Source organism: Affinirhizobium capsici, assembly GCF_977018625.1.
This window is the reverse complement of sequence record NZ_CDRNXD010000005.1, coordinates 63,431-86,923: the sequence shown is the minus strand read 5'-3', so window position 1 is coordinate 86,923 and position 23,493 is coordinate 63,431. Positions and strand designations below refer to the sequence as shown.

Sequence of the window (23,493 nt, the reverse complement as noted above, 5' to 3'; positions counted from 1 at the left end):
TGTAAATATCTGTCCTATGAGGGGAAAACGCTCATAAGGCGGAGGAGTGCATGAAACAGTGGGTCTACCGTTTTGGAGGAGGGATCGCCGAAGGATGCGCCCGCGATTCATCTCTTTTGGGAGGCAAGGGCGCAAACCTTGCTGAAATGGCGGCACTTGGCCTGCCTGTTCCTCCGGGCATGACGATCACAACGGATGCTTGCCACTGGTATTTCTCTCACGGAAAATGCCTGCCGGATGGCCTGGAGGAACAAGTGCTGGAGGCTCTGGCACATATGGAGAAGCTGACAGGGCGGCGCTTCGGTGCCAGCGCAAAGCCGTTGCTGTTATCCGTACGATCCGGCGCACCCGCTTCCATGCCAGGCATGATGGATACTGTTCTGAACCTTGGCTTGAACGATGAAACGGTGCAAGCACTCGGCCATGATGCGGGCGATGCGCGCTTCGCCTGGGATAGTTACCGCAGGTTCATCCAGATGTATGGTGACGTGGTGATGGGGCTAGACCACGAGTTTTTCGAAGAAATCCTGGAGGATGAAAAGGCCCGTCTCGGCCATGATTATGACACCGAACTATCGGCGGTCGAATGGCAACATGTTGTTTCACTTTACAAGCAGACAATAGAAGAAGAGCTGGGCGAAGCCTTCCCGCAGGATTGCCATACGCAACTATGGCGAGCCATTGCTGCTGTTTTTTCCAGCTGGAATAACCCCCGTGCAGTGACTTACCGAACTCTGCACAGAATCCCTCAAAGCTGGGGTACGGCGGTTAACGTACAGGCGATGGTGTTTGGGAATCTGGGTTCCAGCTCCGCAACCGGGGTCGCTTTTACCCGTAACCCGTCGACTGGAGAGAAAAGGCTGTACGGTGAGTTTCTCGTCAATGCGCAAGGCGAAGACGTCGTTGCCGGTATTCGCACGCCCCAGAGTCTGACCGAGGAAGGTCGGCTTGCCAGCGGTTCCGACAGGCCCTCGATGGAAAAGTTGATGCCGGAGGCATTCGCCGAATTTAAAGTTATCTGCGAGAAGCTCGAAAGCCACTATGGCGATATGCAGGATGTCGAATTCACGGTCGAGCGTGGCAAGCTATGGATGCTTCAGACACGTGCGGGAAAACGGACCACGCGCGCTGCCATCAAGATTGCGGTGGATCTGGTGGAAGAAGGCGTCATCACCCGGGACCAAGCCATCGGCCGTGTGGAGCCAGCATCGCTTGATCAACTTTTGCACCCCACCATCGATCCGCGCGTAGAGCGCACTATCCTGGGAACAGGTCTGCCCGCTTCGCCGGGGGCTGCCAGCGGTGCGATTGTCTTTACTGCCGAGGATGCTGTCGAAGCGGAAGCGGAAGGCCGAAAGGTTGTTCTCGTCCGAATAGAAACCAGTCCTGAAGATATTCACGGCATGCATGTTGCTGAGGCCATTCTCACAACACGCGGCGGGATGACCAGCCATGCAGCTGTGGTTGCGCGAGGAATGGGTATTCCATGCGTGGTGGGAGCTGGTGGCTTGCGCGTTGATTTGCGCAACGAGCTGCTGATCGGTCCGGGCTTCACCTGCCGACGAGGAGACATCGTGACGGTCGATGGTTCCTCGGGGCAGCTGCTTAAAGGTGAAGTGCCGATGATCCAGCCGGAACTCTCCGGTGATTTCGGGCGGTTGATGCACTGGGCGGATTCAGCGCGTCGCATGGCTGTTCGCACCAATGCCGATACGCCACAGGATGCCAGAGCCGCACGCTCCTATGGGGCGGAAGGTATTGGCTTGTGCAGAACCGAACACATGTTTTTTGAGGGTGCGCGTATTCATGTCATGCGCGAGATGATTTTGGCAGAGGATGAGGTTGGCCGCCGGGCCGCCTTGGATAAGCTTTTGCCGATGCAACGCTCGGATTTCACCGAGCTCTTTACAATCATGCATGGTCTTCCGGTGACCATTCGACTGCTTGATCCACCCTTGCATGAATTCTTGCCGAAGACCCAACAGGAGATCCAGGAAGTTGCTGCGGCAATGGATATGGAGCCCGCTCAGCTTTCGCGCAGGGTCGAAGCGCTTCATGAGTTCAATCCGATGCTGGGTCATCGCGGGTGCCGCCTGGCGATTTCCTATCCAGAGATCGCGCAGATGCAGGCTCGCGCCATATTCGAGGCGGCTGCTGCCGCTGCAAAGGCTACTGGTGCGCCTGTGGAACTTGAAATCATGGTGCCGCTGGTCGGTCTGCGCTCGGAACTGGATTATGTGAAAGCCTGTATCGATGAAGTCGCTGCCGATGTTTCCAAGGAAACGGGCATGCAAATCGGCTATTTGGCGGGAACGATGATCGAACTGCCACGCGCGGCCTTGCGCGCGCATGTCATTGCGGAAACAGCAGAGTTTTTCTCGTTCGGGACCAATGACCTGACGCAAACGACATTTGGCATATCGCGTGACGACGCCGCGAGCTTCATCCCGACATACCAACGCAAGGGTATTATCGAGCAGGACCCTTTCATTTCGCTGGATTTTGACGGCGTTGGAGAATTGATTGGGTTGGCGGCAGAGCGCGGGCGAAAAACCCGACCCGACCTCAAGCTTGGTATTTGCGGGGAACATGGAGGCGATCCCGCATCCATCCGTTTTTGTGAGGAAGTCGGCCTCGATTACGTTTCTTGCTCGCCTTTCCGTGTACCGATCGCGCGCCTTGCTGCCGCCCAGGCCGCAATCGCCAACAACCGCTAGCTCTCAGTCAGCAGCCAGTCGGCAACACCGGCAAAGGTATCATCCCAACTCAGTAGGGATTGGCCGAACTGCCATGCCTCTTCAGCGAGTTTGATTAGTTCAGCTCGGTTGTTGGCGAGGCTGTTTATAGCTTGGGCCATGGCATGGGGTGTCTCAGCGTCAACTTGCAGCACACCGGCCCCCACCCAGGTTGAGACCGCGCCGGATGATGTTGTGACAACGGGTATGCCATGGCGAAGCGCCTCCGCAATCGCCATTCCATAACCTTCATAAAAAGACGCAGCGACACAAAGATCCGTGTTCATGCGCAGTTGTCGCAGTTCCCCGTTGGGCACGTCACCGGCGAAAAGAAGCCTGCCTTCCAGCCCTAATGCGCGGCATTGCAAGTTTAAGTCCTGCGTGTAGCCGGGATTACGGTGGGGATCGCCCACAATTGTCCATTGCCAATCACAATCTCCAAGCATGGAGGCGACCTGAAGGATATGCTCATAACGCTTTCGTGGGATAAGCGCTCCTACAGACAGGATACGGATCATACTGTTTTCGCTTCGACCAGCCGTTCCTTTTAAAGCTGGTGGATTTCCTGGCGCAGCAACGAGAATACGATCCTCTTTGATGCCATAGCGAGAAAGGTAGCGCGCCGTCTCACCAGACGAGACAATCACTTTTGTCGCCAGCTGTAGAGCACTTTTTTCAACGTGGAATAGGCGCTGCCCTTCTTCATCCGCATCCGTCCCGTGCTCCATCACATCTGAGTGGTGAAAGATAACCGCAACTGGCTGGCGAACCTGCTGCATCATGCTCTGAAGCCGGCAAAGGTAGACATGATCCATCAGGGCCATCGAACCCTTGGGCAGGTTCAGCAAAACGTCTCGCGCGATATCTCGTTCATCGGACGGAATATCGGGAAAGGCAGTGTCTAGTTTCAATATCCGCGGTGTTTGCCCCTGTTTCGCCAGAGCAGCCAGAAGATTCGAATTGTAAACATGACCGCCAGTGAGAGCGGCATAGTCGGCGCTGGTAAGATAGAGAATCCTGGTCACGTTGTATCCGGCTGCCTTGTGATGACATGCTTGATGCTGTTGCGAAGCCTCAACGCCTGTCTACGATGATGCGCCGCTCTACGATCACCGGCCCACCCCACATTTGGTCCGCCCGTGCCTGAAAAGCCCGACCATCAGCACGCCGATCAAGGTCGAGATCCAGAAGGCAGCGCGCCAGCGCGTCGGTATTTGGTTTGAAGCCGTAGCGTAGGCAGGTGCGTTCATCAGCCGCGCGACGTTCTTCCGGGCTTATCGTTTGGCAACCTGAAAGGAAGAGCGACATCATAAGGCTAGTCAGCAGTATCCGGTTTGTGTGCTTGAAAATCATAACTCTGCCCTTGCGATTGAGAGACCGAGGAATTTGCCGCGACGGGGTGACGCGAAGCAGCGCATGACATAGAAGATAGCGTATGTCGCGCGAAAACCACTGTCTAACCCAGCTTATGCGCTGATTGCTTTTACTTAATATGCCTGCCTGCTGTGGCGTGCAGGGCAACCGGAATATCAGGCCATGGCCGTTCGTTATGTAAGACCTGTCTCCTCCTGCGCGTACTCTGCGAAGCGGTTGGCGCTGGGTTCTTTCCTGCTTCTCCTCATCTCGCTCCTCGCCCACCGGTTCGGTCCGTTGACGACGCCGAGCTTTGTGGCCCTTGTTTTGCTCTGTGCAGCTGTCTCTTTCGTCAGCCTTTTGTTGGCCATCAAGGGGCTTGTCGAACTCTGGGTTTCCGGAGCGCGCGGTGGCATTGCCGCAACAAAGGCGATTTTGATGGCGATGCCAGCGCTTTGTCTGTTCGGTGCCGGTCTATGGTTTTACGAGACGCGGCCAGCGCTTTTCGATGTATCGACTGATGTGGCCGATCCTCCGGCGTGGAAAAAGCAGCCTGTGGCTGATCAGCTCTGGCTCAGCCAACCGACATTTGTCAGTCCCGCAGACCGCGCATTGCAGGAGGATGCCTATCCGGAACTTACCAGCCGCCGGTATGAAGGTGCGCGCGACCGTATTTATGAAGCTGTTATCAAGGTTGGGCTTTCCAATCGCATAAAGTTCGAGAAAGATAAGCAGGCTCAGGATCCTGCACAGAAGGCAAAGCCGAAGGCAGGCGTGTCGCCGCCACCTGAACCGATGACACAAGAGGCCATGCCACCGGTGCCGGATGTGGTGCCAATACCACTCGCGCGCCCTTCCATGGCAGCGCCGCCCTCTATGCTTCAGGCGCAGGCGCGGGGTGATCTCTTGCTGCAAGGCGCTGTTCGCACGCTCATCCTTGGCTTGCCCTTCGATGTGGCGGTTCGGCTGCGGGAGGAGGAAGAGACCGTGATGGTAGATGTGCGTGTGGCCTCGCGCTACGGATCGCACGATCTTGGTGTCAGTGCAGAAATTGCCCAAGCCTTCCTGCGATCTCTCGATGCCGAACTTCTAGGGCTTGCTCCTGAGTGACAGGTCGCGTGGCCTGATCATGCAGACCAATAGGAGCCGTTAAGGGACGGCGGACCCTCTGTGAGCACCCGCCCGCGATCAACCAGATCTTCTAGATGTGCCAACACCGAAAGTGCGGCTGCACCGTGCAGCCTCGGATCGGTGCGAGCATAAATGGCCTGAACCATTTCCACTATCAGCCGGTCTCCGGCCTTTACCCGCTCCAGCACCGCGCGCTCCCGCATGCGTCGATGTGTTCGCAACGCGCGCAAGAATGACGCCGGATCAGCCACAGGCCCGCCGTGGCCTGGGAAAAAGACTTTATCCTGGCGCTCCAGAAGCTTATCCACAGACGCCATGAAGTCGCTCATCGCGCCATCTGGGGGCGCAACGATGGTCGTTGCCCAGGCCATGACGTGATCGGCGGAAAATACGATCCCGTTATTGTTTAGCGCAAATGCGCTGTGGTTCGCGGTGTGTCCCGGGGTGTGGAGCGCGGTCAATGACCAGCCATCCGCTTCGATGGTTTGTCCATCTTCCAAGGTGATGTCCGGCACAAAATCGGTATCAGAGCTTTCCGCAAAAAGGTTGACCTCTCCTTCGTGCAGAGGACGCGACGCCCTGTGCGGCCCTTCGGCAACCGTCTGTGCGCCGGTTTCTTCCTTCAAGCGGCGGGCAAGGGGGGAATGATCACGGTGCGTATGGCTAATAAATATGTGGCTTACCTGACGGCCTTTAAGCACCCGCATCATTGACTCGAAGTGGGCATCGTCTTCCGGGCCAGGGTCTAGAACAGCCACCGTTTTACCCGCGCCAATAATGTAGGAATTTGTTCCGTGGAAAGTGAAGGGCGATGGATTGTTGCATGTCAGCCGCAACACACCATCAGCAACGGGAAGAGCCTCTCCATAGGCGGGTTCAAACGACAGATCGAATTCCGGTCCATCGATAGTCGTTGCCATGTTTCTTCCTTCACCTAAACACCTTCTCCACTGTCATGTGGAAGCTTTCAGCGAAAATGTCAAAAAAGCGTCTGGACCTGATTGCCCCAAGCAACGACCTTTGCTAAACGCATGGCCATCACGAAGGAAGTGCTTCGAAGCGCTTGCTGACCTTCGATGTTGGGGCGTAGCCAAGCGGTAAGGCAGCGGTTTTTGGTACCGCCATCCCCTGGTTCGAATCCAGGCGCCCCAGCCACACTTTCCTGAGTCATGATCTAAAACCGTTACGGAGTTCAAGGAGCTTCGCAACAAGAGTTTGATGAACTGCTTTTCGCTACTGAGACTACCTGGGGCCCGAGGCTGTTCATTCGTCGCGCCAAATATCGCATCGTTCAGCCCGCCGTCCTAGACCGGTTCATTCCTTTAGTAAGTGCGCGTCGCTTTGAGGCTTGAAAAATGCCGTTAATCAGCAATTCCGGCATGGAGAATAGTGAATAATCCATGGTCAATGGGGCTTGCACCAACGGTTAGCGTCGGTCCAGCACTTGGGACGGGGATTGAACATGACATCCAGCATGCTCCATGTGAATATCCTGATGCATTGTAGCAAGAATGCCCGTCTAGTCGCTAATTTTCATGATCACTGGCCATGCGACGGACGGATGCCGTCCGCCGGTGTTTTGCCGAATATATAAAGGGCGCCCGAGTTCCCGGGGCGCGTCAAGCGGCAGCTCGCCCCGATCGAAATGCCGCAACAACAATGGGGACAAAAACATGAAACATCTTGCAGCTCTCGCATGCACCTCGCTCGCTTTACTGGCAATGACGGGTGCGGCGCGCGCAGACTGTGGCAGCGTCACGATTGCAAGCATGAACTGGCAAAGTGCGGAGGTTCTTGCCAGTCTCGACAAGTTTATTTTGAATAATGGATACGGATGCAAAGCCGATATTATCGTAGGCGATACTGTTCCGACGATTACGTCTATGATTGAAAAAGGCCAACCTGACTTGGCACCTGAGGGTTGGGTTGATTTGCTGCCAGATGTTGTCAGCCGCGGAATTGGCGAAGGTAAGCTGGTTGGTGCGGCTTATGCCCTTTCCGACAACGCCGTATCAGGCTGGTGGATACCCAAATATGTTGCGGACGCGCATCCTGATATCAAGACGATCGAGGATGCGCTTAAGCACCCTGAATTGTTCCCGGATCCGGAAGATAAAAGCAAAGGCGCTGTCCACAACGGTCCGCAAGGCTGGGGCGGTACCGTCATTACCTCGCAGTTCTACAAGGCGTATGGAGCAGAAAAGGCAAACTTTAGTCTCGTCGATACGGGCTCTGCCGCGGGCCTAGATGGGTCTATCGCGAAGGCTTATGAACGTAAACTTGGCTGGATGGGATTCTACTGGGCACCGACCGCGCTTCTCGGAAAATACGAGATGGTAAAACTTGAGCACGGTGTTCCTTACAACGCTGCGGAATGGAAGCGTTGCAACACAGTGGCTGATTGCCCGGACCCTAAAAAGAACGATTGGCCCAAGGATAAGGTCCAGACGCTGGTGACCAAATCCTTCTCGGAGAAGTCGGGCAAGGATGTAATGAGCTACCTCAATAAGCGTTCTTGGAGCAATGCCACTGTTAACAAACTGATGGCTTGGATGAGCGACAATCAGGCTAGTGGTGATGATGGTGCCAAGCACTTCCTGAAGGAAAATGAGGCCATCTGGTCCACATGGGTATCGCCAGAAGCTGCTGCCAAAATCAAGGCTGCTCTTTGACGACTTGATTTAGCTGAGGCTTGTATTGAAGGCGGGATGCGCTTTGTTGTGAGGCGCATTCCCAAGTTTGTCTTTCCAAGCTGCAGTAAGATTTATTCGCGGTGCGGTTCACGCGCTAAATAACGCAAACTGGCTCCCAAGACGGCAAAAGACCGCCGGGAGCTTGCAGGGGAACCATATGGATTGGTTGACTAAGTTTCCTCAAATGGACGAATCTTCATTGCGTGACCTGAAAAAGGTGATCGATGAAGGCTTCCGCGCTTTTACGCGATCCTACGGTGAGGGAATTGAGACGTTCTTTTCTCCACTTCAGCATTTCCTGATATGGGGTGAACGATTCACGACACAAACACCCTGGCCAATTATCCTGGTATTGGTCAGCCTTGTTATCTGGTTTGCTAGCCGTAGCATTCCAATTCTCATCGGCTGTCTCGCGACTCTGCTGGCCATTGGCTATTTCGGGATGTGGGAAGATACGATGAAAACCGTATCGATGATTCTGGTCTGCACCATCCTTTCCATCGTGATTGGTATTCCCATCGGAATCCTTATGGCGCGCTCCAACCGCGTACAGTCACTGGTTAATCCTGTTTTGGATGTCATGCAGACAATGCCCAGTTTCGTCTACCTCATCCCGGTGGTCATGCTGCTTGGCATTGGTAAGGTACCTGGCCTGATCGCAGTGGTCATTTATGCCATTCCTCCGATGATCAGATTGACGAACTTGGGTATCAGGCTGGTGGACCGCGATGTGCTTGAGGCTGCGGATGCCTTTGGCTCTTCAAGCTGGCAAAAGCTGAAAAACGTCCAGCTTCCGCTGGCGCTACCAACGATTATGGCTGGCATCAATCAGACGATCATGATGGCGCTTGCCATGGTAGTGATTGCATCAATGATCGGCGTCCAAGGATTAGGTCAACCGGTTCTGAAGGCCATATCTAACCAATATTTTACACTGGGCATTTTCAACGGTCTCGCCATCGTTGGTATTGCTATTATCTTCGACCGTGTAAGCCAAGCCTTCGGCGCTCGCTTGCAAAAGCATCGGGAGATCGCCCATGGTTGATCAGGAATTTGCAGGGATTCAGATCCGCAATCTCTATAAAATCTTTGGTGCACAAGCCTCCAACTATATCGAGGCTGTGAAGAACGGACTGACGAAAGCCGAGCTGAACGATAAGCATGGCCATGTTCTGGGCTTGAGAGACATCAATATCTCCATACCGGCAGGAACGATTCAGGTGATCATGGGTCTGTCAGGCTCAGGAAAGTCAACATTGATCCGCCATATCAACCGCTTGATAGATCCCACCGCCGGCGAGGTTTTGGTCGGCGGGGAAGATGTCTGCAAAATGAGTCCGCAGGCCTTGCGGGCATTTCGCAGGCACCAAACCGCAATGGTTTTCCAAAAGTTTGCTCTATTCCCCCATCGCAATGTACTTGAAAACACACTTTATGGTCTCGAAGTTCAGAGTGTTCCACGGGCAAAATCTGTCGATATAGCCATGCGCTGGATTGAAAGAGTTGGTTTAAAGGGCTTCGAAAAGAAGTATCCGAACCAGCTTTCAGGCGGCATGCAGCAGCGTGTAGGACTTGCTCGTGCGCTTTCCAATGATGCGCCGGTTCTTCTGATGGATGAGGCGTACTCGGCGCTTGATCCACTTATTCGCGTTGACATGCAAACGGTCTTGCTGGATCTGCAAAAGGAAATTCGCAAAACGATCGTGTTCATTACACACGACCTTGATGAAGCTCTTCGGCTGGGGGATCAAATCGCGATTTTACGTGATGGCGAGATTATCCAGCAGGGGAGTAGCCAGGACATCGTGCTCCAACCTGCAGATGGTTACGTGGAAAGCTTTGTGAAGGAGGTCAACCGGGGCCGCGTTATTCGTGTCGATGCGATCATGCAGCCTTATAGCGGACAGCCTGTCGCGAGCGAATTCAGCCTTCAGGTTGGCTCCTGTCTGGATCATGCCATGCAAATTTTGGCAAGCACGCCGGAAGGCAAGCTCGTTGTACTCAACCAGCAAACGCCGGTCGGTTATGTGACATTGCCGCAAATTGCGAAAGTCATGATTGGATCGAACCAACCGCACTAATCATAGAGAAACGCCATGCAGGTTGATGCGACGCGGCCATCATCGCCGCGTCGCCCCGCTTCGAGCTCAGTCAGAGCTGAACCATGCAGCTTGCTACGTCTGCGTAAGGGCGCATACCTTCAGTTCTGTTTCAAGCTTGAATTCGTCTTCAACTGTGTGAGAACGTCTTGCATGTATAAGTTAAGCATCTCCGCATTTGCAGCATCCGAAACTTCCCGATAAGCATCGATAAGCGCTTCGCTTTTGGCTTTCCCGGTATCGCTATTATAGAAATCCTCCAAAACGCTCAAATCTTGCTCTGGGAGATTTTTGAGCATCACAGAGAGGCGATTTTTTTCTTGAGCCGATGCAATGTCTTTTGGCACTGGCTTCTCGTTAGAGTGCTTTGCGCGCAACGTTTTCACAAGCCCAAGCAATTGTTGCTGAAGGTCATCTCGGGATAATGCATGGAGTTGATCGGTAGATGCATTGGTAAGCAACTCAAGAGCGGAATACATGACCTGCGCAGTCAATGCCGTTTCAGATGCCAGATCTGGAGATGCCATTATGTCCACAAGCTTTGAAATGCGCTCCGGGTTTTGCAAATCGCTGCCGCCGCCTGGCTCTCGAGACGCATCAGTTATAAACATATTGGCCAGATCTTGAGCGGCTTGGGCGAATTCAGCCCCGGTGACGGTGGTACCACTCGCTTTGGCTAATGCCGCTGAGATCTTGTCTTTCATCGCAGCGTGGTCGAAGGCAGACGAAGCAGCTTTCTTCAGTATAGGCGTTAAGACGTCGACCTTGTTCACTCCATCCGCTTGTGCCGCAGCTGATACCGTTTCAACAAGTTTGGACGTGGACGACAAGCGGCCGTCAACTTGCTCGACAAGCATGAAAGACTGGTCGATTGAAGCCTTGGTACTTGCCAAGCCAGACGAAAACAGGAATGCGCCGAAAACGGCCGCAACCACCGGCGTTAGCAACCGGCTACGACTTACTGTTATACAAGTCCTTGTGAAGCTGATCGCCATGCGTAATCCGCTCAAATGGACTTTACTTCGGTCAAAGCTTGCGGCGTTGTGTCCTTGGATAGTTTGTTGATAATGAATTCCGCTTTTAGCATGTGGCTATGTTGCGTTGGGTTGACGAACATTTTTTCGACCACGTTCTGATCAGGGTAAAACTTGCCGTTACCGGTCTGAACGCTCAACGCATCGATACGGTCACGAATTCCGCTGCCAATATTTTCATAGGTCACTCGCTGGCCCGGTGCGTAATGGGGAAGAGGGCTCCGCATCAGTCGAGGCTGTGTTTCCTTCGGATAATCCTGGGCTGAAGGCAGCTGGCTGATTGATTTTTTGCTGTACTCGATTTCGCGACCAATGGTGTGGTCACTTCCGCCCACGGAAGGGGCGTAACTAACAAGCTTATCGGAATCAAGAACTGCCACCATGTAAAACAGCAATTCCATCTTCTGAGCGAGGCGCTGCTCATTTACCTTTCGGCCAGCGGGTGGGTTACAGAAAGGCACCTTCCGAGCCAACTCCGCGACCCGGTTCTTAGCTGCGTCAGTCAAGCTGTTATCTTTACGCACGTCTTCCACGAGGTCGTGGATGCAGATAAAGTTTGCGTTGATGAAGTCTTCCAGGCGCGTCTTGTAGTTGATCGATGTGGTTGCGGAAGCCATAGGTTCGCTACTGGCAAACTTCTCAGCCGCCTTCTTGACCTGATCGCCAGCCAGTTTTTTCACCTCGTCCATCACGCCTCCCAGAGCGAACATCAGGGTCTTATTCTGGTTCGCAGCATGGAGCATATCGAAGGTGCGGTTGAGGTTCCTGTTGCAGATGACATTCAGAGCAGCGCGACCGGCGAGAACTCTCACTGATGTGGTCGCAAACGCAGCCATCATGACGCTGCCGGTCAGAATAGACGCGCCGAATACGAAGAACTCAGCTTTCGCGCGATCTCGCTCTGCTTGCGCCTTTGTTTCTCGATTAAAGTTTTCCAAGGCAAGATCATAGGCTCGAACGTAGGGATTTGCCACGTAGGACTCCCACTGAGCTTGATACTTTGGAAGATCGAGAAGAATTTCATTCAAACGCTCATTGGCTGAAGACATTTGCCCTCTCCGTTATATAAGGCGGATTGAACCCAGGCCTGCGGCCAAGGCAGGCAGATGTGAGATGGTGCCGACTGTTGCCGGCACCACATGAGCGGCGTAGTTTTAAGCAGCCTTGGTCGTGGCGAGATCGTAAGACGCGATCATCGGCGACTGTGGCGACTGGTTCTCGTCGAATGGCGTATACTTCACTTCCATCTTGGTGAAGTTCAGCTTGATCGTTTCGATCGGACGGTCACCATTGGAATCGATCGAATAGCTTGCCAGCAAAGTGTTTGTCAGCGTGTATTCAATATAAGTCTCGCCCGGATTACCGGTGGTGACCATATGGATCGTCGCCCGCTTGCCTGTGCGGCCAGAGCACGCTTCCTGGAAAAGCTTGGTGGAGGACGAATCGCTCACTTTGGTCAGAATCACTTCTGAAACCGTCGGCTCAGAAGCTTCGCGGTTAGCAGCGGAACCTGCTGCGGTGTTCATGTTACGGGATACGTTCCAGTGAATGGCTTCGATATCCATCCATTTGCGATGCTGTTCGTGAGTTGCATCACCCTGAATTCCATCGATCTGCAAATAAATCGGCATGCTTCAGCTCTCCTGTTCGAGAATGGTTTGCTGGTTAAGGCACGTCGGCACGGCGCCGTGCTCCTCCCCGCGCGCGTTTGCGAGCCGGGGCTACATCATCCGGCGCACCCGCTGTTGGAGCATCGACGGATTCCTGTGCGGCGTTGATGGCATCCACATGAATTGTGAAGGCTTTGCCATCATGCCTGATTTCGATGTTTCTGATCTTTGAAGCGGTCGTCAGCGTTTCCAGAAGTTGAGACGAGAGAGCTGGCATCAGATCTCTCATAATCATCACTTCTATGGCGCGAGCGCCCATTTCACTTAGTTGAGCGCGCGAGCATAGCGCATCGCGAGCCTGCTGTTGCACGCTCAGTTGCGCGCCATAAGTCGTTGTGATGCGCTTTGCGATCCGAGCAAGATGAATGTCCACTATGCCAAGCAGGCTTTGCTTATCCAACGGCATGAATGGCAGGATTGTTGTGCGGCCAAGGAAAGCTGGCTTGAAATGCTTTTGCAACTCAGGAACCAGCAATGCTTCAAGTGCTTCGCCTTCAGGCATGGTGTCTGGATCACCGCTCAAGGATGCGAGCAATTCAGAGCCAGTATTGGCTGTCATGAAGATCGTCGTGTTGCGAAAGTCGATGTCACGACCTTCACCATCACGAAGCGTTCCTTTGTCGAAAACCTGATAGAAGATCTCCTGGACGCCGGGATGAGCCTTGTCGATTTCATCCAGCAGCAGAACACCATAGGGGCGACGGCGCACAGCCTCGGTTAACACACCACCTTCGCCATACCCGACATAACCGGGTGGAGAGCCCAGAAGCATGGAAATCTTGTGCTCCTCCTTGAACTCCGACATGTTGATGGTGGTGAGATGTTGGCTGCCGCCATAAAGGATATCGGCAACAGACAGTGCGGTTTCGGTCTTACCCGTTCCGGACATGCCAACAAGCAGAAATACACCCGGAGGACGCGTCGGATCGGCAAGCCCAGCCTTTGCAGCACGCATAGCGTTGGCAATTCGGCCAATCACATGGTTCTGCCCAAGAACCCTCTGCTTAAGCTTGTCATCCAGCGTTTGAACGGCAGCGATCTGGTCTGTCAGCAATTTTCCAACTGGAATGCCAGTCCAGCGGGATACGATGGTGGCCACCACATCGCGATCGACAACTCGGGGAACGAGGCGCTTTTCTCCAGAAACATCAATGATAGCCTGTTCCAGTTGCTTCAACGCCAGCGACGGAGATGCTGTTGAACGCGACTGCGGCCCGAGCGGAGTAACGTTGGAGACATCCACGCCCTGTTCAGACAATGGTGGCAGTGCAACGATATCGTCATCCGAAGCAATGATTTGCTCCAGTCGATCGGCCTCCGACGAAAGCCTTAGTTCAGATTCCAGCCTTGATTGGAGCGAGGCGATCTCGCTTTCAATGGCGGTGACCTCGGTAACAATCTCGTCTAGACGTGTCTCGCTTGCATCGGTCTGCGGCTCGGCGGCTAACCACGCATGCTCTTGTTTCAAGAGCCGAAGTTCCAGATGCAGATCTGAAATGGCACCGGGGGTAGTCTGGCGAGCAAGCGCCACCGCGGCGGCAGCAGTATCGAGGACACTAATGGCTTTGTCCGGCAACTGGCGGGCAGGAAGATAACGAGCAGTAAGCTCAACGGCAGCCCGAATAGCTTCGTCGCGAATTCTTACGCCATGATGCTTTTTGAGGCCTGGAGCTATGCCGCGCACCATTTGTACAGCGGTAGCGTTATCTGGTTCCGCAACCTGAACGACCTGAAATCTACGCGTCAGTGCGGCATCTTTTTCGATATGACGCTTGTATTCGCTCCAGGTAGTCGCCGCGATCGTCCGCAACTCGCCCCTTGCCAGAGCCGGCTTCAGAATGTTGGCAGCGTCGCCCTGTCCAGGCTGGCCACCCGCGCCAATCAGGCCATGGGCTTCATCAATGAATAGAATAATCGGTTCTGGAGAGCTTTTAACCGCGTCTACTACACCATGCAGTCTTCTCTCAAACTCACCCTTCACGCCGGCACCCGCCTGCAGCAAGGTTAAATCCAGAAGCAGCAAACGAATACTGCTGAGCTTTTCCGGTACCTCGCCCTGCGCGATGCCCAAGGCCAGGGCCTCGACGATGGCTGTCTTACCTACGCCGGGTTCCCCGACCAAAATGGGATTGTTCTGCCTGCGGCGCATCAGAATGTCGATGACTTGCCGCAACTCCTGCTGTCTGCCAATCACCGCATCCAGCCTACCACTCTCGGCATCAGCGGTCATATCTCGCGTGTAAAGCCGCAGGAACTCGTTTGCATCCTTGGGGCTGGCTGTCGATGAAGTGGCGTCATCGGATGGCAGCGCATCTTTTTGTTCGTTGCGCGCTGTGTCGAGTGCATTCCTGTCAAGTCGAAGAAGCGCCGGAGCCGCGCCGCGAATATAGCCGCGTAACTGATTATCATCCAAAGCTGCAGCCAGAATATCTGTCAGCCGAATCTCATTTCGACCACTCTCTAAAGAAGAGAGAAGCCACGCTTCCCGGCATACGGACAATATGTTCTGCGACAAGACAAGCGATGCGCCATCACCGCGACCAAGATCCGCGATGCTTGCATCAACTTCTTGGCGAAGCGCCTCGCAATCAATGCCTAACGTGGAAAAACGGGCCGCGATATCTGGAACATCTTGAAGGCCGCGAAGCCAATGCGAGAGATCTACACTCGAGTGCTGCATACGCGCAGCGATCGATGCACCTGTCTCAAGACCGACACGAAGTGGCGGCTCCAGCCTTTTGATCAGGCGGTCTAGATCGATATGCGACATAGAGGTCAGCTCCGTAAATTCGTTGCTTCGGCCCACGCATTGGTTGAGTTCACTTAGCTATGGCGGGTTGTTTGAGATGTCCAGAGGAAAAAGTGATCGATGCTAACTTTTTAGAGCAACAAGAAGCTTGTCATCATTCTGACATCATTTATAGGGGGTTGATAACAAGTCCTAATTGTCCAATATGCGTTACGCGCAGCGCTAAATTCTCTGCTTGCAAGGGTCGCATGTAATGAAATTCGAAGAATTGAAGCTTTCAATTAGTGAAGATCGGCCATGCGGGGAAAACGTTCGCACCAATACTGATGTTCGTGATGTATACTTCAAAATTAAGGATGCCAGAGGCCTTGCAAGAGCCTCGGAGCGCATGATTAATCCCGGTGAAAATGTAAGTCTATCTCCGCTTTGGCAGGAGGTGAGCAATCTGGGATTGCATATTTTATCTTCTATTAGCAAGGATATAGAGGTCCTTGCCTGGCTCACGGAGGCGCAGGTTAGGGTCAGTGGTTATGCGGGTCTGCGCGCAGTCTACGATGTGACGGTGTCGCTTTTAGAACAATTTTTCGATGAGCTGCACTCCATCGGTAATGACGATGCAGAAGAGCGATTTGCTCCATTTGCAGGATTGAACGGAACGGGTAGCGAGGGGACGCTGATTCAAGCTATCCGATTGACTTCACTCATTCCGGGCGCGAAATTCGGACAATACACGCTGTGGGACTTTCAAGTGGCGCAACGTCCGGGCGAGGACCGCGTTCGGGAAGACCTTGAAAACGCATTTGCAAATCTGAATGTCGCTCAGATATCAGAGCAGTATGCAGCGATAACCGACTGCCTCACACTTTTTGATCGCATCACGGAAATACTTACTGAGAGATGCGGCACGCTTGCTCCAGCGAGCTCTAATACACGCAATGTGCTAGCCGAGGCGGCTTCGGCTTTACGCATACTGGGTCATGTTGGCGAAGATCTATCGGAGAGCGAGGTTTCGCAGGGCGCAGACGCGGGTACTGACATCACGGGTGCGGTGCCAGAGATAAGAAAGCCTTCCCCAGAGAATATTGCTTCGCGAGAAGAAGCCTTCGAAATCATCCTGCAGGTTGCTCGCTACTTCAAAAAGAACGAGCCTCACTCACCGATCTCTCTTTCGTTGGAAACCCTGGTGCGCCGTGGGCGAATGGGATTTTCGGATCTTCTAGCCGAGCTCTTACCTGATGCGCATCAAAGACAGGCGGTTCTGTCGGCTGCGGGCATCAAGACCACAGATTCCAGTTGAAACGTGACAACCTCTGGCCGTGCGTCACGCGCGACCTAATTCATTTGAATAGATCTGCCCGAGTGCAGGAAGGAGACATTCGAGATGGCAAGTGTACATGAAAAGTTGGAGAGGGTTCGTAAGCCACGGGTTCACATCAAATACGAGGTGGAAACCGAGGGCGCTATGGTCGCAAAAGAGTTGCCGTTTGTTGTTGGCGTTCTGGGCGATTTTTCCGGCAATCCTACGCAGCCGCTGAAGCCCTTTGGTGAGCGCAAATTCGTTCAGATCGATCGTGACAATTTCGACGACGTCATGCGCCGTATGACGCCTGGCCTTCAGCTTTCCGTTGACAACACGCTGCAAAACGACGGCAGCCAGATGAACGTCTCACTCAAATTTGAAAAAATGGAAGACTTCGAGCCCGGCTCGATCGTCGAACAGGTGCCGGCGTTGAAGGCACTTCTGGATGCGCGCAACGAGCTACGCGATCTGATGAGCAAGGCGGATCGCTCTGAGGAGCTGGAGCGCCTGCTTGAAGAAATCCTGCAGAACAAGGGCGATTTGGCGAAGCTGGTGTCCCAGCTCGGCGATAAATCACGCGCGTCCTGAAACTGAAGACTCCGCATGTCCGGCCGCTGCCTGTCATGCTGACCAAAAGTTCATCAAGAGCGCGAGACATAGCCGCGCCGCCATCGGAAGGATGATGAGATGAGTGCTGAAACTCAAGTTCAGGCGAGGGAGCAATCCACCTTTGTCGAGGATAACCTGCTGACAAAAGTTGTTGCTGCCACCCGACAAACAGAACCGGACCGTGCGCAAAGCCTGTTGCGCACCCTGACCGACCAGGCTCTGAAGGGAACGGTAACCTATGATCGAAACCTCACCATCACTTTGAACAACGCGATTGCTGAAATCGACAAGGCAATTTCGGCCCAGCTCGCTGCCATAATGCATACGCCGGAATTCGTAAAACTGGAGGGAAGCTGGCGCGGGCTCAACTACCTTGTGAAAAACACTGAGACGAGCGTCAATCTGAAGATCCGGGTGTTGAACGCTTCCAAGCGTGAGATCTCCAAGGATCTCGCGAAGGCGGTCGAGTTCGATCAGTCCCGACTGTTCAAATCCATCTACGAAGACGAGTTCGGCACACCAGGCGGCGAGCCAATGGGCGCTATCGTTGGGGATTTCGAGTTCGATAATTCCTTCGAAGATGTGCAATTGCTTCAAGGCGTATCGATGATTGCGGCTGCTTCATTCGCGCCATTCATCTCTGCCGCCAGCCCGCATATGTTCGGTTTCGAAGATTACACGGAACTTGCCAAACCACGCGATCTCGAAAAGATCTTCGAAACCGTGGAATACGCAAAGTGGCGTAGTTTTCGCGAAAGTGATGATTCGCGCTTTGTGGCGCTCGCAATGCCGCGCGTTCTCTCTCGCATGCCGTATGGCCCGAAAACAGTGCCGGTCGATGCCTTCAACTATGATGAAACTGGCGGTTCGACGACCGGCGAACTGCCGCATGATTCCTATTGCTGGATGAACGCGGCCTATGTGCTCGGCACACGTCTGACGGATGCGTTCGCAAAGAGCGGTTGGTGCACAGCGATCCGCGGCGCGGAAAATGGTGGTAAGGTTGAAAATCTGCCGATGCACATTTTCTCCAGCGACGATGGCGATCTGGATCTGAAGTGCCCGACGGAAGTTGGCATTACAGATCGTCGCGATGCGGAACTGGGCAAGCTCGGCTTTCTTCCGCTGTGCCACTACAAAAACACGGATTACGCAGTCTTCTTCGGTGCACAGACGGCGCACAAGCCGAAACTCTATGACAGGCCTGAGGCAACGGCGAATGCGGCAGTCTCTGCCCGTCTGCCGTATATGATGGCGACGTCGCGTTTCGCGCACTATTTGAAGGTGATGGGCCGCGACAAAATTGGTTCCTTCATGGAAGCCAAGGATTGCGAAGCCTGGCTCAACCGCTGGATTTCCAACTACGTCAACGCCAATGACGATGCTGGTGAAGAGTCTCGTGCGAAATATCCCCTGCGTGACGCGAAGGTAACCGTTCAGGAAATTCCAGGACGTCCGGGTTCTTACAATGCTGTAGCTTGGATGCGTCCATGGTTGCAGATGGAAGAGCTAACCACATCGCTCAGAATGGTGGCACGTATTCCGTCCAAGAACTGATCCACCTGCAGGGCGGGCGTCTTGGACAGACGCCCCTCCTTCCCGGGAGGTTGCGATATGCTCGATGTCGGCAGTGATGCGCGTCGGCTTGCAGATCAACTTATCTGCCTGATCGATGGAGCATTGAACCAACAAGTGAACGCTATCATGCACCATGCTGCCTTTCAGGCCATGGAAGCGCGTTGGCGTGGGCTTGCCATGCTGGTCCGGCAGGCATCCCGGGGCTCAGATGTAAAAATCAAGCTTCTGAGCATTGAATGGCATGAGCTTGCTCGTTCTCTAGAGCGAGCATCCGATTTTGATCAGAGCCATCTTTTCGAACTCGTCTATAGCCGGGAGTTCGGCATGGCCGGTGGCGAGCCCTTTGGCCTGCTGATTGCAGACTACTATTTCTCGCCGGAAGATCCGGCGGGCTCTGACCCGGTGAGTGCACTGGCGCATATTGGCATGTTAGCTGCAGCCGCCTTTTGCCCCCTTGTGGCAGGTGCCACACCAAAGACAGTAGGGCTTGAGGACTTTTCGGAACTCAGCCGCATTCAGGATTTCACCTGGCTTTCCACGGATCCTCAACGTCTTCGCTGGAACAGCTTGCGCAGCAGCGATGATGCGCGCTTTCTTGGGCTTGTAGCGCCTCGCGTCTTGATGCGCCAACCGCTAAAGCCGCATGATCGTCGCCGTGGCGATCCATTCCCGTTCCATGAACATGTGTCGGAGGGGGGCGAAACTCTTCTGTGGGCGAATGGTGCTTTTGCATTCGGCGCGGTCATCATCCGCAACTTTCTGGAATCTGGATGGTTCGCCGACATTCGAGGAGTGACGCAAGACCGTATCGATGGCGGGCTTCTTTCCGAAGTGGAAGTTGCGCCGCTCGATCTGGGCATTGAAAGCGAATATCTGGGTGCACAACCGCCTCTAGAAGTGAGACTTACCAGCTATCAGGAGCAACAACTTGGCGAACTGGGGCTGATCGCAATTGGATCGACCTATCTCACGCCCAATGCTCTGTTCAATTCCAACCCGTCTCTTCATGCACCACCGCACTATTCTACCGATCAGGCACGTCAGAACGCACGCCTTGCTGCCATGTTGCAATATGTGCTGTGTGCCTCGCGCTTCAGCCATTACCTGAAGGTGATCATGCGCGATGAAATCGGCAAACTTACCGATGCGCGCACTCTGGAACGTCGGCTGGATGACTGGCTGACCGGCTACACCCTCGGCAATGATGATGCCGATGTTGCGCTGCGCGTTCGTTATCCCCTGCGTTCAGCCGGTATTTCCGTCTCCGAAATACCCGGCAAGCCTGGGAGTTTTGCTTGTACCGTGCGTCTCCAGCCGCATTTCCAGTTGGATGATATTTCCACCAGCTTCCATCTCATTGCCGAAGCCAACCCCGACAGGATGGCACCGGCGAGCGCGAACCGTCGCGAAAGGATTTCCGCATGAGCCTTTTTCAAGAGATTTCATCAGTTCTGGGCGAGGGGGATCTTAATGCTGCTCTGGACCTAGCCAAGGCAGCGGTGAAAGCTAGTCCTTCCGATGCACAAGCACGCAACATCTATATTGATCTGCTGATCGTCGCGGATGATTACGAGCGTGCTGATAACCAGTGCGCGTTGGCTGCGACTTTTCAGCCGGATGCCGTCATGGGTTTTGCGCTTCTGCGAAATCAGTTGCGGGGAATGGCCGCCCGCGATGCCTGGTTCAAGTTGGGCGCCGTGCCTGAATTTCCAGAAGGCCCAACGACACTCGACAAGTTAGCCATGAAGATTGGCTTGGCAAACCGGGAAGGGGATGCGGAAACGGCCAAGGTTACGCTTGCTGAGCTGGATGCTTTGCGTGGCGAGAAGACGATGCGCTTCAATGGCAAGGTGGTGTCTGAATTTCGCGACCTGGATGATCGTATCCCACATGCCCTTGAAGTCATTATGAGCAGCGGTGCCTATCTCTGGATCGATTTTTCCCGGATAGCGCAGTTGCGGATTGAACCCATGCGTCGCCCACGGGATATTGCCTTTCGTCAAGCTGAACTGACTTTAACGGATGGCGCGGTTGCGCCAGTGCTGCTGCCTGCGATTTATCATGGCGGTGAAGTGACCAGCACCGAAGCGAAACTTGGTCGCTCAACCGATTGGCACGTCTTGAAAACAGGCCTTACCGTTGGCGCCGGGCACCGTTGTTTCCTTGTAGGCGATCAGCTTGTTCCGATGAGCGACATCGAAGAGCTTGCTGCACCATCTGATAACGCGTCAACTGCTGGGCAAAAGCTTGTCCATGGCTGATCCTCTCGACATTTTCCGGCCAAGAGAGCGGCAGATCACTCGATCGGTTCTAGATCGGTTGCTAGATGATGCACCTTTCAGCCCCGTCGATCCGCCTCTCAGCTACGCAGACCAGATCCGCGAGATGCGCGAGGCTATTCGGCGCGATCTTGAAATGCTGCTGAACACTCGGCGCTGCATTGAAACGCCGAAGGGCGAACTTATCGAATTGCAAAACTCGTTGCGCAATTATGGCGTCGACGGCGCGGTCGCTGCAAATCTTATGACAGATGAAGCAAAGCTAGGGCTTGCCCGTTCTATTGAACGCAGCATCAGCCGCTTCGAAACACGGCTGTCCAATGTCAGAGTTACCATTTTGAAGAGCCGCAGTGTCACTGCTCGTGCACTTCGGATGCGTATTGAAGCAACCTTCCGCCTTCACGAGGGTATGCCGCCCATCAGCTTCGAATCCGTTATTGACCCATCGTCACAGCGAATTCAGGTGGAGGGCAGCGATGGCTGAAGGCTTCCTAGCCCGCTACAATGAAGAACTGGCTGCACTGCGCCAGCGTGCTAGCCGTTTTGCGGAAAGCTTTCCAAAGATAGCCGGTCGTCTTCGCATGACGGCGGAAGTCATAGATGACCCTCATGTGGAACGGTTGGTTCAGAGCTTTGCCTATTCGGCAGCGCGTGTGCGCCAAAAGCTGGACGATGAGTTTCCGGAACTCACCGATAGCCTACTGGAAACTCTTTATCCCCATTATCTCGCACCGCTGCCTTCTATGTCCGTTGTTCAATTTGAACCGGCCAAAACTCTCGCGGGGGAACAAATCGTTCCGCGCCACACGGAAGTGCTGGCAGAGCCGGTAGCTGGTGAAACCTGCCGGTTTCGCACCAGCCAGGATGTCGCTGTGGCACCGATTGATCTTGCAGCCGCAAGGCTCATGGGGCAGCCGATTGATGCTCCGCCAGTATCTTTCCCCGGTGTCACGGGTTGCCTGAGGCTTTCCCTTCGATCACGCGATGCGCGCCAACCGATAAGCAGCCTCGGCCTGTCAAGGCTCCGCTTGTATATTGCCGCTCCCTGGCAACAGGCCATTCAAATCCATGAACTGCTTTGCAATCATACCGTCGGCATAGCCTTGGCCCGCCATTCTGGTGACATGCAGCCTCACATCCTGCCCAGCCGGAACCTGAGACCGATCGGCTTTAGTTCGGAGGAGGCTCTGCTTCCCTATCCAGCGCCAAGTTTTCACGGTTACCGATTGCTGACAGAATTCTTTGCCCTGCCGCAGAAGTCGCTCTTTGTGGAAATTTCCGGTTTGGAAGGCTGGCGCGAGGAAACACTTGAAATCTTCGTTTATCTGAATGCAGCCAACCCCAAACTTGAGCGGACAGTTTCCGCCCGTGATTTTGCTCTGCATGCCACGCCAATCGTCAATCTTTTCCGGCAAGCCTGCGAACCCATCGCTATCGATGGTACACGCACGGAATATCGTCTTCTTCCCGATGCGCGGCGGCAAAAAACACGTGAGATCTACTCGGTCGAAAGCGTGACTTTGACGACACCGAACGGAACGCGGGAAACGAGCCGCCCCTTCTTTGGGCGCGCGCACAAACCTGATGGTTCAACCACATTCTGGCAGATCAGCCGCCAATTCAATGAGGATGATCGTACCAGCGACACAGATATAGCCTTCGTCGATCGCGAACGGCGCTTTGCCAGCCCTGTCGATACGGTTGCCAGCGTCGATGCCCTTTGCCTAAATCGGGATCTGCCAGAGCAGTTGCCGTTCGGTGGAGGTCATCCCTACTTACAGCTTGCTTCCGGCCATGAAGCCGTTGGTGGAGTGCAAGCCCTGCTTCCACCAACGCCTTCGGTGCGGATGAACGATCAGGAAGGACGAAACTGGCGTCTCATCTCACATCTCCTGCTCAATCATCTCTCGCTCACTGATGGTAATGGCGGTGCACTGAAAGATATCCTGTCGCTCTACAATTTTAGGGATAGCCCAGAAACTCGACAGTTTGCAGAGGCGATTGTCAGCCTTCAAGCTCAGTCTTCGCTGGCGCGAATGCCGCATGGTGGAATGGTTCCCGGGACCGATATCGCGTTAACGTTCGACCCGAATGCGATTGATCAGGCCTCAGCCTACCTTTTCGGCAGCATTCTCGATCGCTTCTTCGGCCTTTACACATCCATCAACAGCTACACGCGCCTCACCGTTTTCATGAAGGGTATCAGCGAACCTGTTGCCCGGTGGCCTGCGCGTGCAGCCGAACGACCGCTCTTGTGAGGCCC

The 23,493-nt window shown here is 54.2% G+C and carries 19 protein-coding genes and 1 tRNA gene; 13 read left to right on the top strand and 7 right to left on the bottom strand.

All coding sequences use genetic code 11. The features are described from left to right. Positions 1 to 50: 50 nt before the first annotated feature. Complete coding sequence (gene ppdK, locus AC0JZ1_RS16560; protein WP_471883550.1) at positions 51 to 2,717, top strand: pyruvate, phosphate dikinase; 2,667 nt, start codon at positions 51 to 53, stop codon at positions 2,715 to 2,717. On the opposite strand, the gene AC0JZ1_RS16555 is transcribed toward ppdK, so the two are convergent. Beyond that, positions 2,714 to 3,760, bottom strand: a complete 1,047-nt coding sequence (locus AC0JZ1_RS16555; RefSeq protein WP_471883549.1) for a glycosyltransferase family 4 protein — start codon at positions 3,758 to 3,760, stop codon at positions 2,714 to 2,716. The two genes, ppdK and AC0JZ1_RS16555, sit on opposite strands and share 4 nt — an antisense overlap. Positions 3,761 to 3,809: 49 nt before the next feature. Then, complete coding sequence (locus AC0JZ1_RS16550; protein WP_471883548.1) at positions 3,810 to 4,088, bottom strand: hypothetical protein; 279 nt, start codon at positions 4,086 to 4,088, stop codon at positions 3,810 to 3,812. A 183-nt stretch (positions 4,089 to 4,271) separates the two neighbouring features. On the opposite strand from AC0JZ1_RS16550, the gene AC0JZ1_RS16545 reads away from it, so the two are divergent. Next, positions 4,272 to 5,198, top strand: a complete 927-nt coding sequence (locus AC0JZ1_RS16545) for a DUF1499 domain-containing protein (protein ID WP_471883547.1) — start codon at positions 4,272 to 4,274, stop codon at positions 5,196 to 5,198. A gap of 17 nt (positions 5,199 to 5,215) precedes the next feature. Here AC0JZ1_RS16545 and AC0JZ1_RS16540 read toward each other — a convergent pair whose 3' ends face one another. Then, positions 5,216 to 6,127: an MBL fold metallo-hydrolase gene (locus AC0JZ1_RS16540; RefSeq protein ID WP_471883715.1), complete on the bottom strand. Its 912-nt coding sequence runs from the start codon at positions 6,125 to 6,127 to the stop codon at positions 5,216 to 5,218. A gap of 172 nt (positions 6,128 to 6,299) precedes the next feature. Here AC0JZ1_RS16540 and AC0JZ1_RS16535 point away from each other — a divergent pair. The 4 genes from AC0JZ1_RS16535 (at position 6,300) to AC0JZ1_RS16520 (ending at position 9,993) form a co-directional block, all read left to right on the top strand. Next, positions 6,300 to 6,374: transfer RNA gene (locus AC0JZ1_RS16535), tRNA-Gln, on the top strand. Positions 6,375 to 6,892: 518 nt separating this feature from the next. Continuing rightward, positions 6,893 to 7,891: an ABC transporter substrate-binding protein gene (locus AC0JZ1_RS16530; RefSeq protein WP_471883546.1), complete on the top strand. Its 999-nt coding sequence runs from the start codon at positions 6,893 to 6,895 to the stop codon at positions 7,889 to 7,891. Between the two features lie 178 nt (positions 7,892 to 8,069). Next, positions 8,070 to 8,957 (top strand): ABC transporter permease, encoded by an 888-nt coding sequence (locus AC0JZ1_RS16525; protein ID WP_471883714.1) that lies wholly within the window; start codon positions 8,070 to 8,072, stop codon positions 8,955 to 8,957. Next, on the top strand, positions 8,950 to 9,993 hold the full coding sequence (locus AC0JZ1_RS16520; protein ID WP_471883545.1) for a quaternary amine ABC transporter ATP-binding protein: 1,044 nt from the start codon (positions 8,950 to 8,952) through the stop codon (positions 9,991 to 9,993). Before AC0JZ1_RS16525 ends, AC0JZ1_RS16520 begins: the two co-directional genes overlap by 8 nt. Before the next feature lie 119 nt (positions 9,994 to 10,112). Here the strand turns inward: AC0JZ1_RS16520 and AC0JZ1_RS16515 are convergent, their stop codons facing one another. The 4 genes from AC0JZ1_RS16515 to tssH all read right to left on the bottom strand — a co-directional run bounded on the left by AC0JZ1_RS16515 (position 10,113) and on the right by tssH (position 15,485). Beyond that, positions 10,113 to 11,006 carry a hypothetical protein gene (locus tag AC0JZ1_RS16515; RefSeq protein WP_471883544.1) on the bottom strand — a complete coding sequence of 298 codons (894 nt, stop codon included), beginning with the start codon at positions 11,004 to 11,006 and terminating at the stop codon, positions 10,113 to 10,115. An 11-nt stretch (positions 11,007 to 11,017) separates the two neighbouring features. After that, a complete protein-coding gene (locus tag AC0JZ1_RS16510; protein WP_471883543.1) occupies positions 11,018 to 12,094 on the bottom strand; it encodes a hypothetical protein in 1,077 nt (358 codons plus the stop codon). Positions 12,095 to 12,199: 105 nt separating this feature from the next. Next, positions 12,200 to 12,676 (bottom strand): Hcp family type VI secretion system effector, encoded by a 477-nt coding sequence (locus AC0JZ1_RS16505; RefSeq protein ID WP_377397857.1) that lies wholly within the window; start codon positions 12,674 to 12,676, stop codon positions 12,200 to 12,202. Between the two features lie 34 nt (positions 12,677 to 12,710). Beyond that, positions 12,711 to 15,485: a type VI secretion system ATPase TssH gene (gene tssH / locus AC0JZ1_RS16500; RefSeq protein WP_471883542.1), complete on the bottom strand. Its 2,775-nt coding sequence runs from the start codon at positions 15,483 to 15,485 to the stop codon at positions 12,711 to 12,713. Positions 15,486 to 15,717: 232 nt separating this feature from the next. Between tssH and tssA the strand changes: the two genes are divergently transcribed. The 7 genes from tssA (at position 15,718) to tssF (ending at position 23,488) form a co-directional block, all read left to right on the top strand. Beyond that, the gene (gene tssA / locus AC0JZ1_RS16495) at positions 15,718 to 16,761 is read left to right on the top strand and encodes a type VI secretion system protein TssA (RefSeq protein WP_471883541.1); all 1,044 of its coding nucleotides are present in this window, start codon (positions 15,718 to 15,720) and stop codon (positions 16,759 to 16,761) included. Positions 16,762 to 16,845: 84 nt separating this feature from the next. Further along, positions 16,846 to 17,352, top strand: coding sequence for a type VI secretion system contractile sheath small subunit (tssB, locus tag AC0JZ1_RS16490; protein ID WP_471883540.1), 507 nt, complete (start codon positions 16,846 to 16,848; stop codon positions 17,350 to 17,352). A 99-nt stretch (positions 17,353 to 17,451) separates the two neighbouring features. Then, positions 17,452 to 18,930: a type VI secretion system contractile sheath large subunit gene (tssC, locus tag AC0JZ1_RS16485; protein ID WP_471883539.1), complete on the top strand. Its 1,479-nt coding sequence runs from the start codon at positions 17,452 to 17,454 to the stop codon at positions 18,928 to 18,930. A 57-nt stretch (positions 18,931 to 18,987) separates the two neighbouring features. Continuing rightward, positions 18,988 to 20,376 (top strand): type VI secretion system contractile sheath large subunit, encoded by a 1,389-nt coding sequence (gene tssC / locus AC0JZ1_RS16480; RefSeq protein ID WP_471883538.1) that lies wholly within the window; start codon positions 18,988 to 18,990, stop codon positions 20,374 to 20,376. Further along, a complete protein-coding gene (locus AC0JZ1_RS16475; RefSeq protein WP_471883537.1) occupies positions 20,373 to 21,212 on the top strand; it encodes a type VI secretion system accessory protein TagJ in 840 nt (279 codons plus the stop codon). Before tssC (AC0JZ1_RS16480) ends, AC0JZ1_RS16475 begins: the two co-directional genes overlap by 4 nt. Continuing rightward, positions 21,205 to 21,714: a type VI secretion system baseplate subunit TssE gene (gene tssE, locus AC0JZ1_RS16470; RefSeq protein ID WP_471883536.1), complete on the top strand. Its 510-nt coding sequence runs from the start codon at positions 21,205 to 21,207 to the stop codon at positions 21,712 to 21,714. Before AC0JZ1_RS16475 ends, tssE begins: the two co-directional genes overlap by 8 nt. Further along, entirely contained in the window at positions 21,707 to 23,488 is a 1,782-nt protein-coding gene (tssF, locus tag AC0JZ1_RS16465) for a type VI secretion system baseplate subunit TssF (RefSeq protein WP_471883535.1), read from the top strand. Before tssE ends, tssF begins: the two co-directional genes overlap by 8 nt. Positions 23,489 to 23,493: the final 5 nt, after the last annotated feature.

Coding starts and splice junctions, on each gene's coding strand:
- AC0JZ1_RS16510 (WP_471883543.1), bottom strand. CDS start 12,094: ATGTCTTCAGCCAATGAGCGTTTGAATGAAATTCTTCTCGATCTTCCA.
- AC0JZ1_RS16525 (WP_471883714.1), top strand. CDS start 8,070: ATGGATTGGTTGACTAAGTTTCCTCAAATGGACGAATCTTCATTGCGT.
- tssC (WP_471883539.1), top strand. CDS start 17,452: ATGAGTGCTGAAACTCAAGTTCAGGCGAGGGAGCAATCCACCTTTGTC.
- AC0JZ1_RS16545 (WP_471883547.1), top strand. CDS start 4,272: ATGGCCGTTCGTTATGTAAGACCTGTCTCCTCCTGCGCGTACTCTGCG.
- tssF (WP_471883535.1), top strand. CDS start 21,707: ATGGCTGAAGGCTTCCTAGCCCGCTACAATGAAGAACTGGCTGCACTG.
- AC0JZ1_RS16515 (WP_471883544.1), bottom strand. CDS start 11,006: ATGGCGATCAGCTTCACAAGGACTTGTATAACAGTAAGTCGTAGCCGG.
- tssE (WP_471883536.1), top strand. CDS start 21,205: ATGGCTGATCCTCTCGACATTTTCCGGCCAAGAGAGCGGCAGATCACT.
- tssA (WP_471883541.1), top strand. CDS start 15,718: ATGAAATTCGAAGAATTGAAGCTTTCAATTAGTGAAGATCGGCCATGC.
- AC0JZ1_RS16550 (WP_471883548.1), bottom strand. CDS start 4,088: ATGATTTTCAAGCACACAAACCGGATACTGCTGACTAGCCTTATGATG.
- tssB (WP_471883540.1), top strand. CDS start 16,846: ATGGCAAGTGTACATGAAAAGTTGGAGAGGGTTCGTAAGCCACGGGTT.
- AC0JZ1_RS16520 (WP_471883545.1), top strand. CDS start 8,950: ATGGTTGATCAGGAATTTGCAGGGATTCAGATCCGCAATCTCTATAAA.
- AC0JZ1_RS16530 (WP_471883546.1), top strand. CDS start 6,893: ATGAAACATCTTGCAGCTCTCGCATGCACCTCGCTCGCTTTACTGGCA.
- tssH (WP_471883542.1), bottom strand. CDS start 15,485: ATGTCGCATATCGATCTAGACCGCCTGATCAAAAGGCTGGAGCCGCCA.
- tssC (WP_471883538.1), top strand. CDS start 18,988: ATGCTCGATGTCGGCAGTGATGCGCGTCGGCTTGCAGATCAACTTATC.
- AC0JZ1_RS16505 (WP_377397857.1), bottom strand. CDS start 12,676: ATGCCGATTTATTTGCAGATCGATGGAATTCAGGGTGATGCAACTCAC.
- AC0JZ1_RS16475 (WP_471883537.1), top strand. CDS start 20,373: ATGAGCCTTTTTCAAGAGATTTCATCAGTTCTGGGCGAGGGGGATCTT.
- ppdK (WP_471883550.1), top strand. CDS start 51: ATGAAACAGTGGGTCTACCGTTTTGGAGGAGGGATCGCCGAAGGATGC.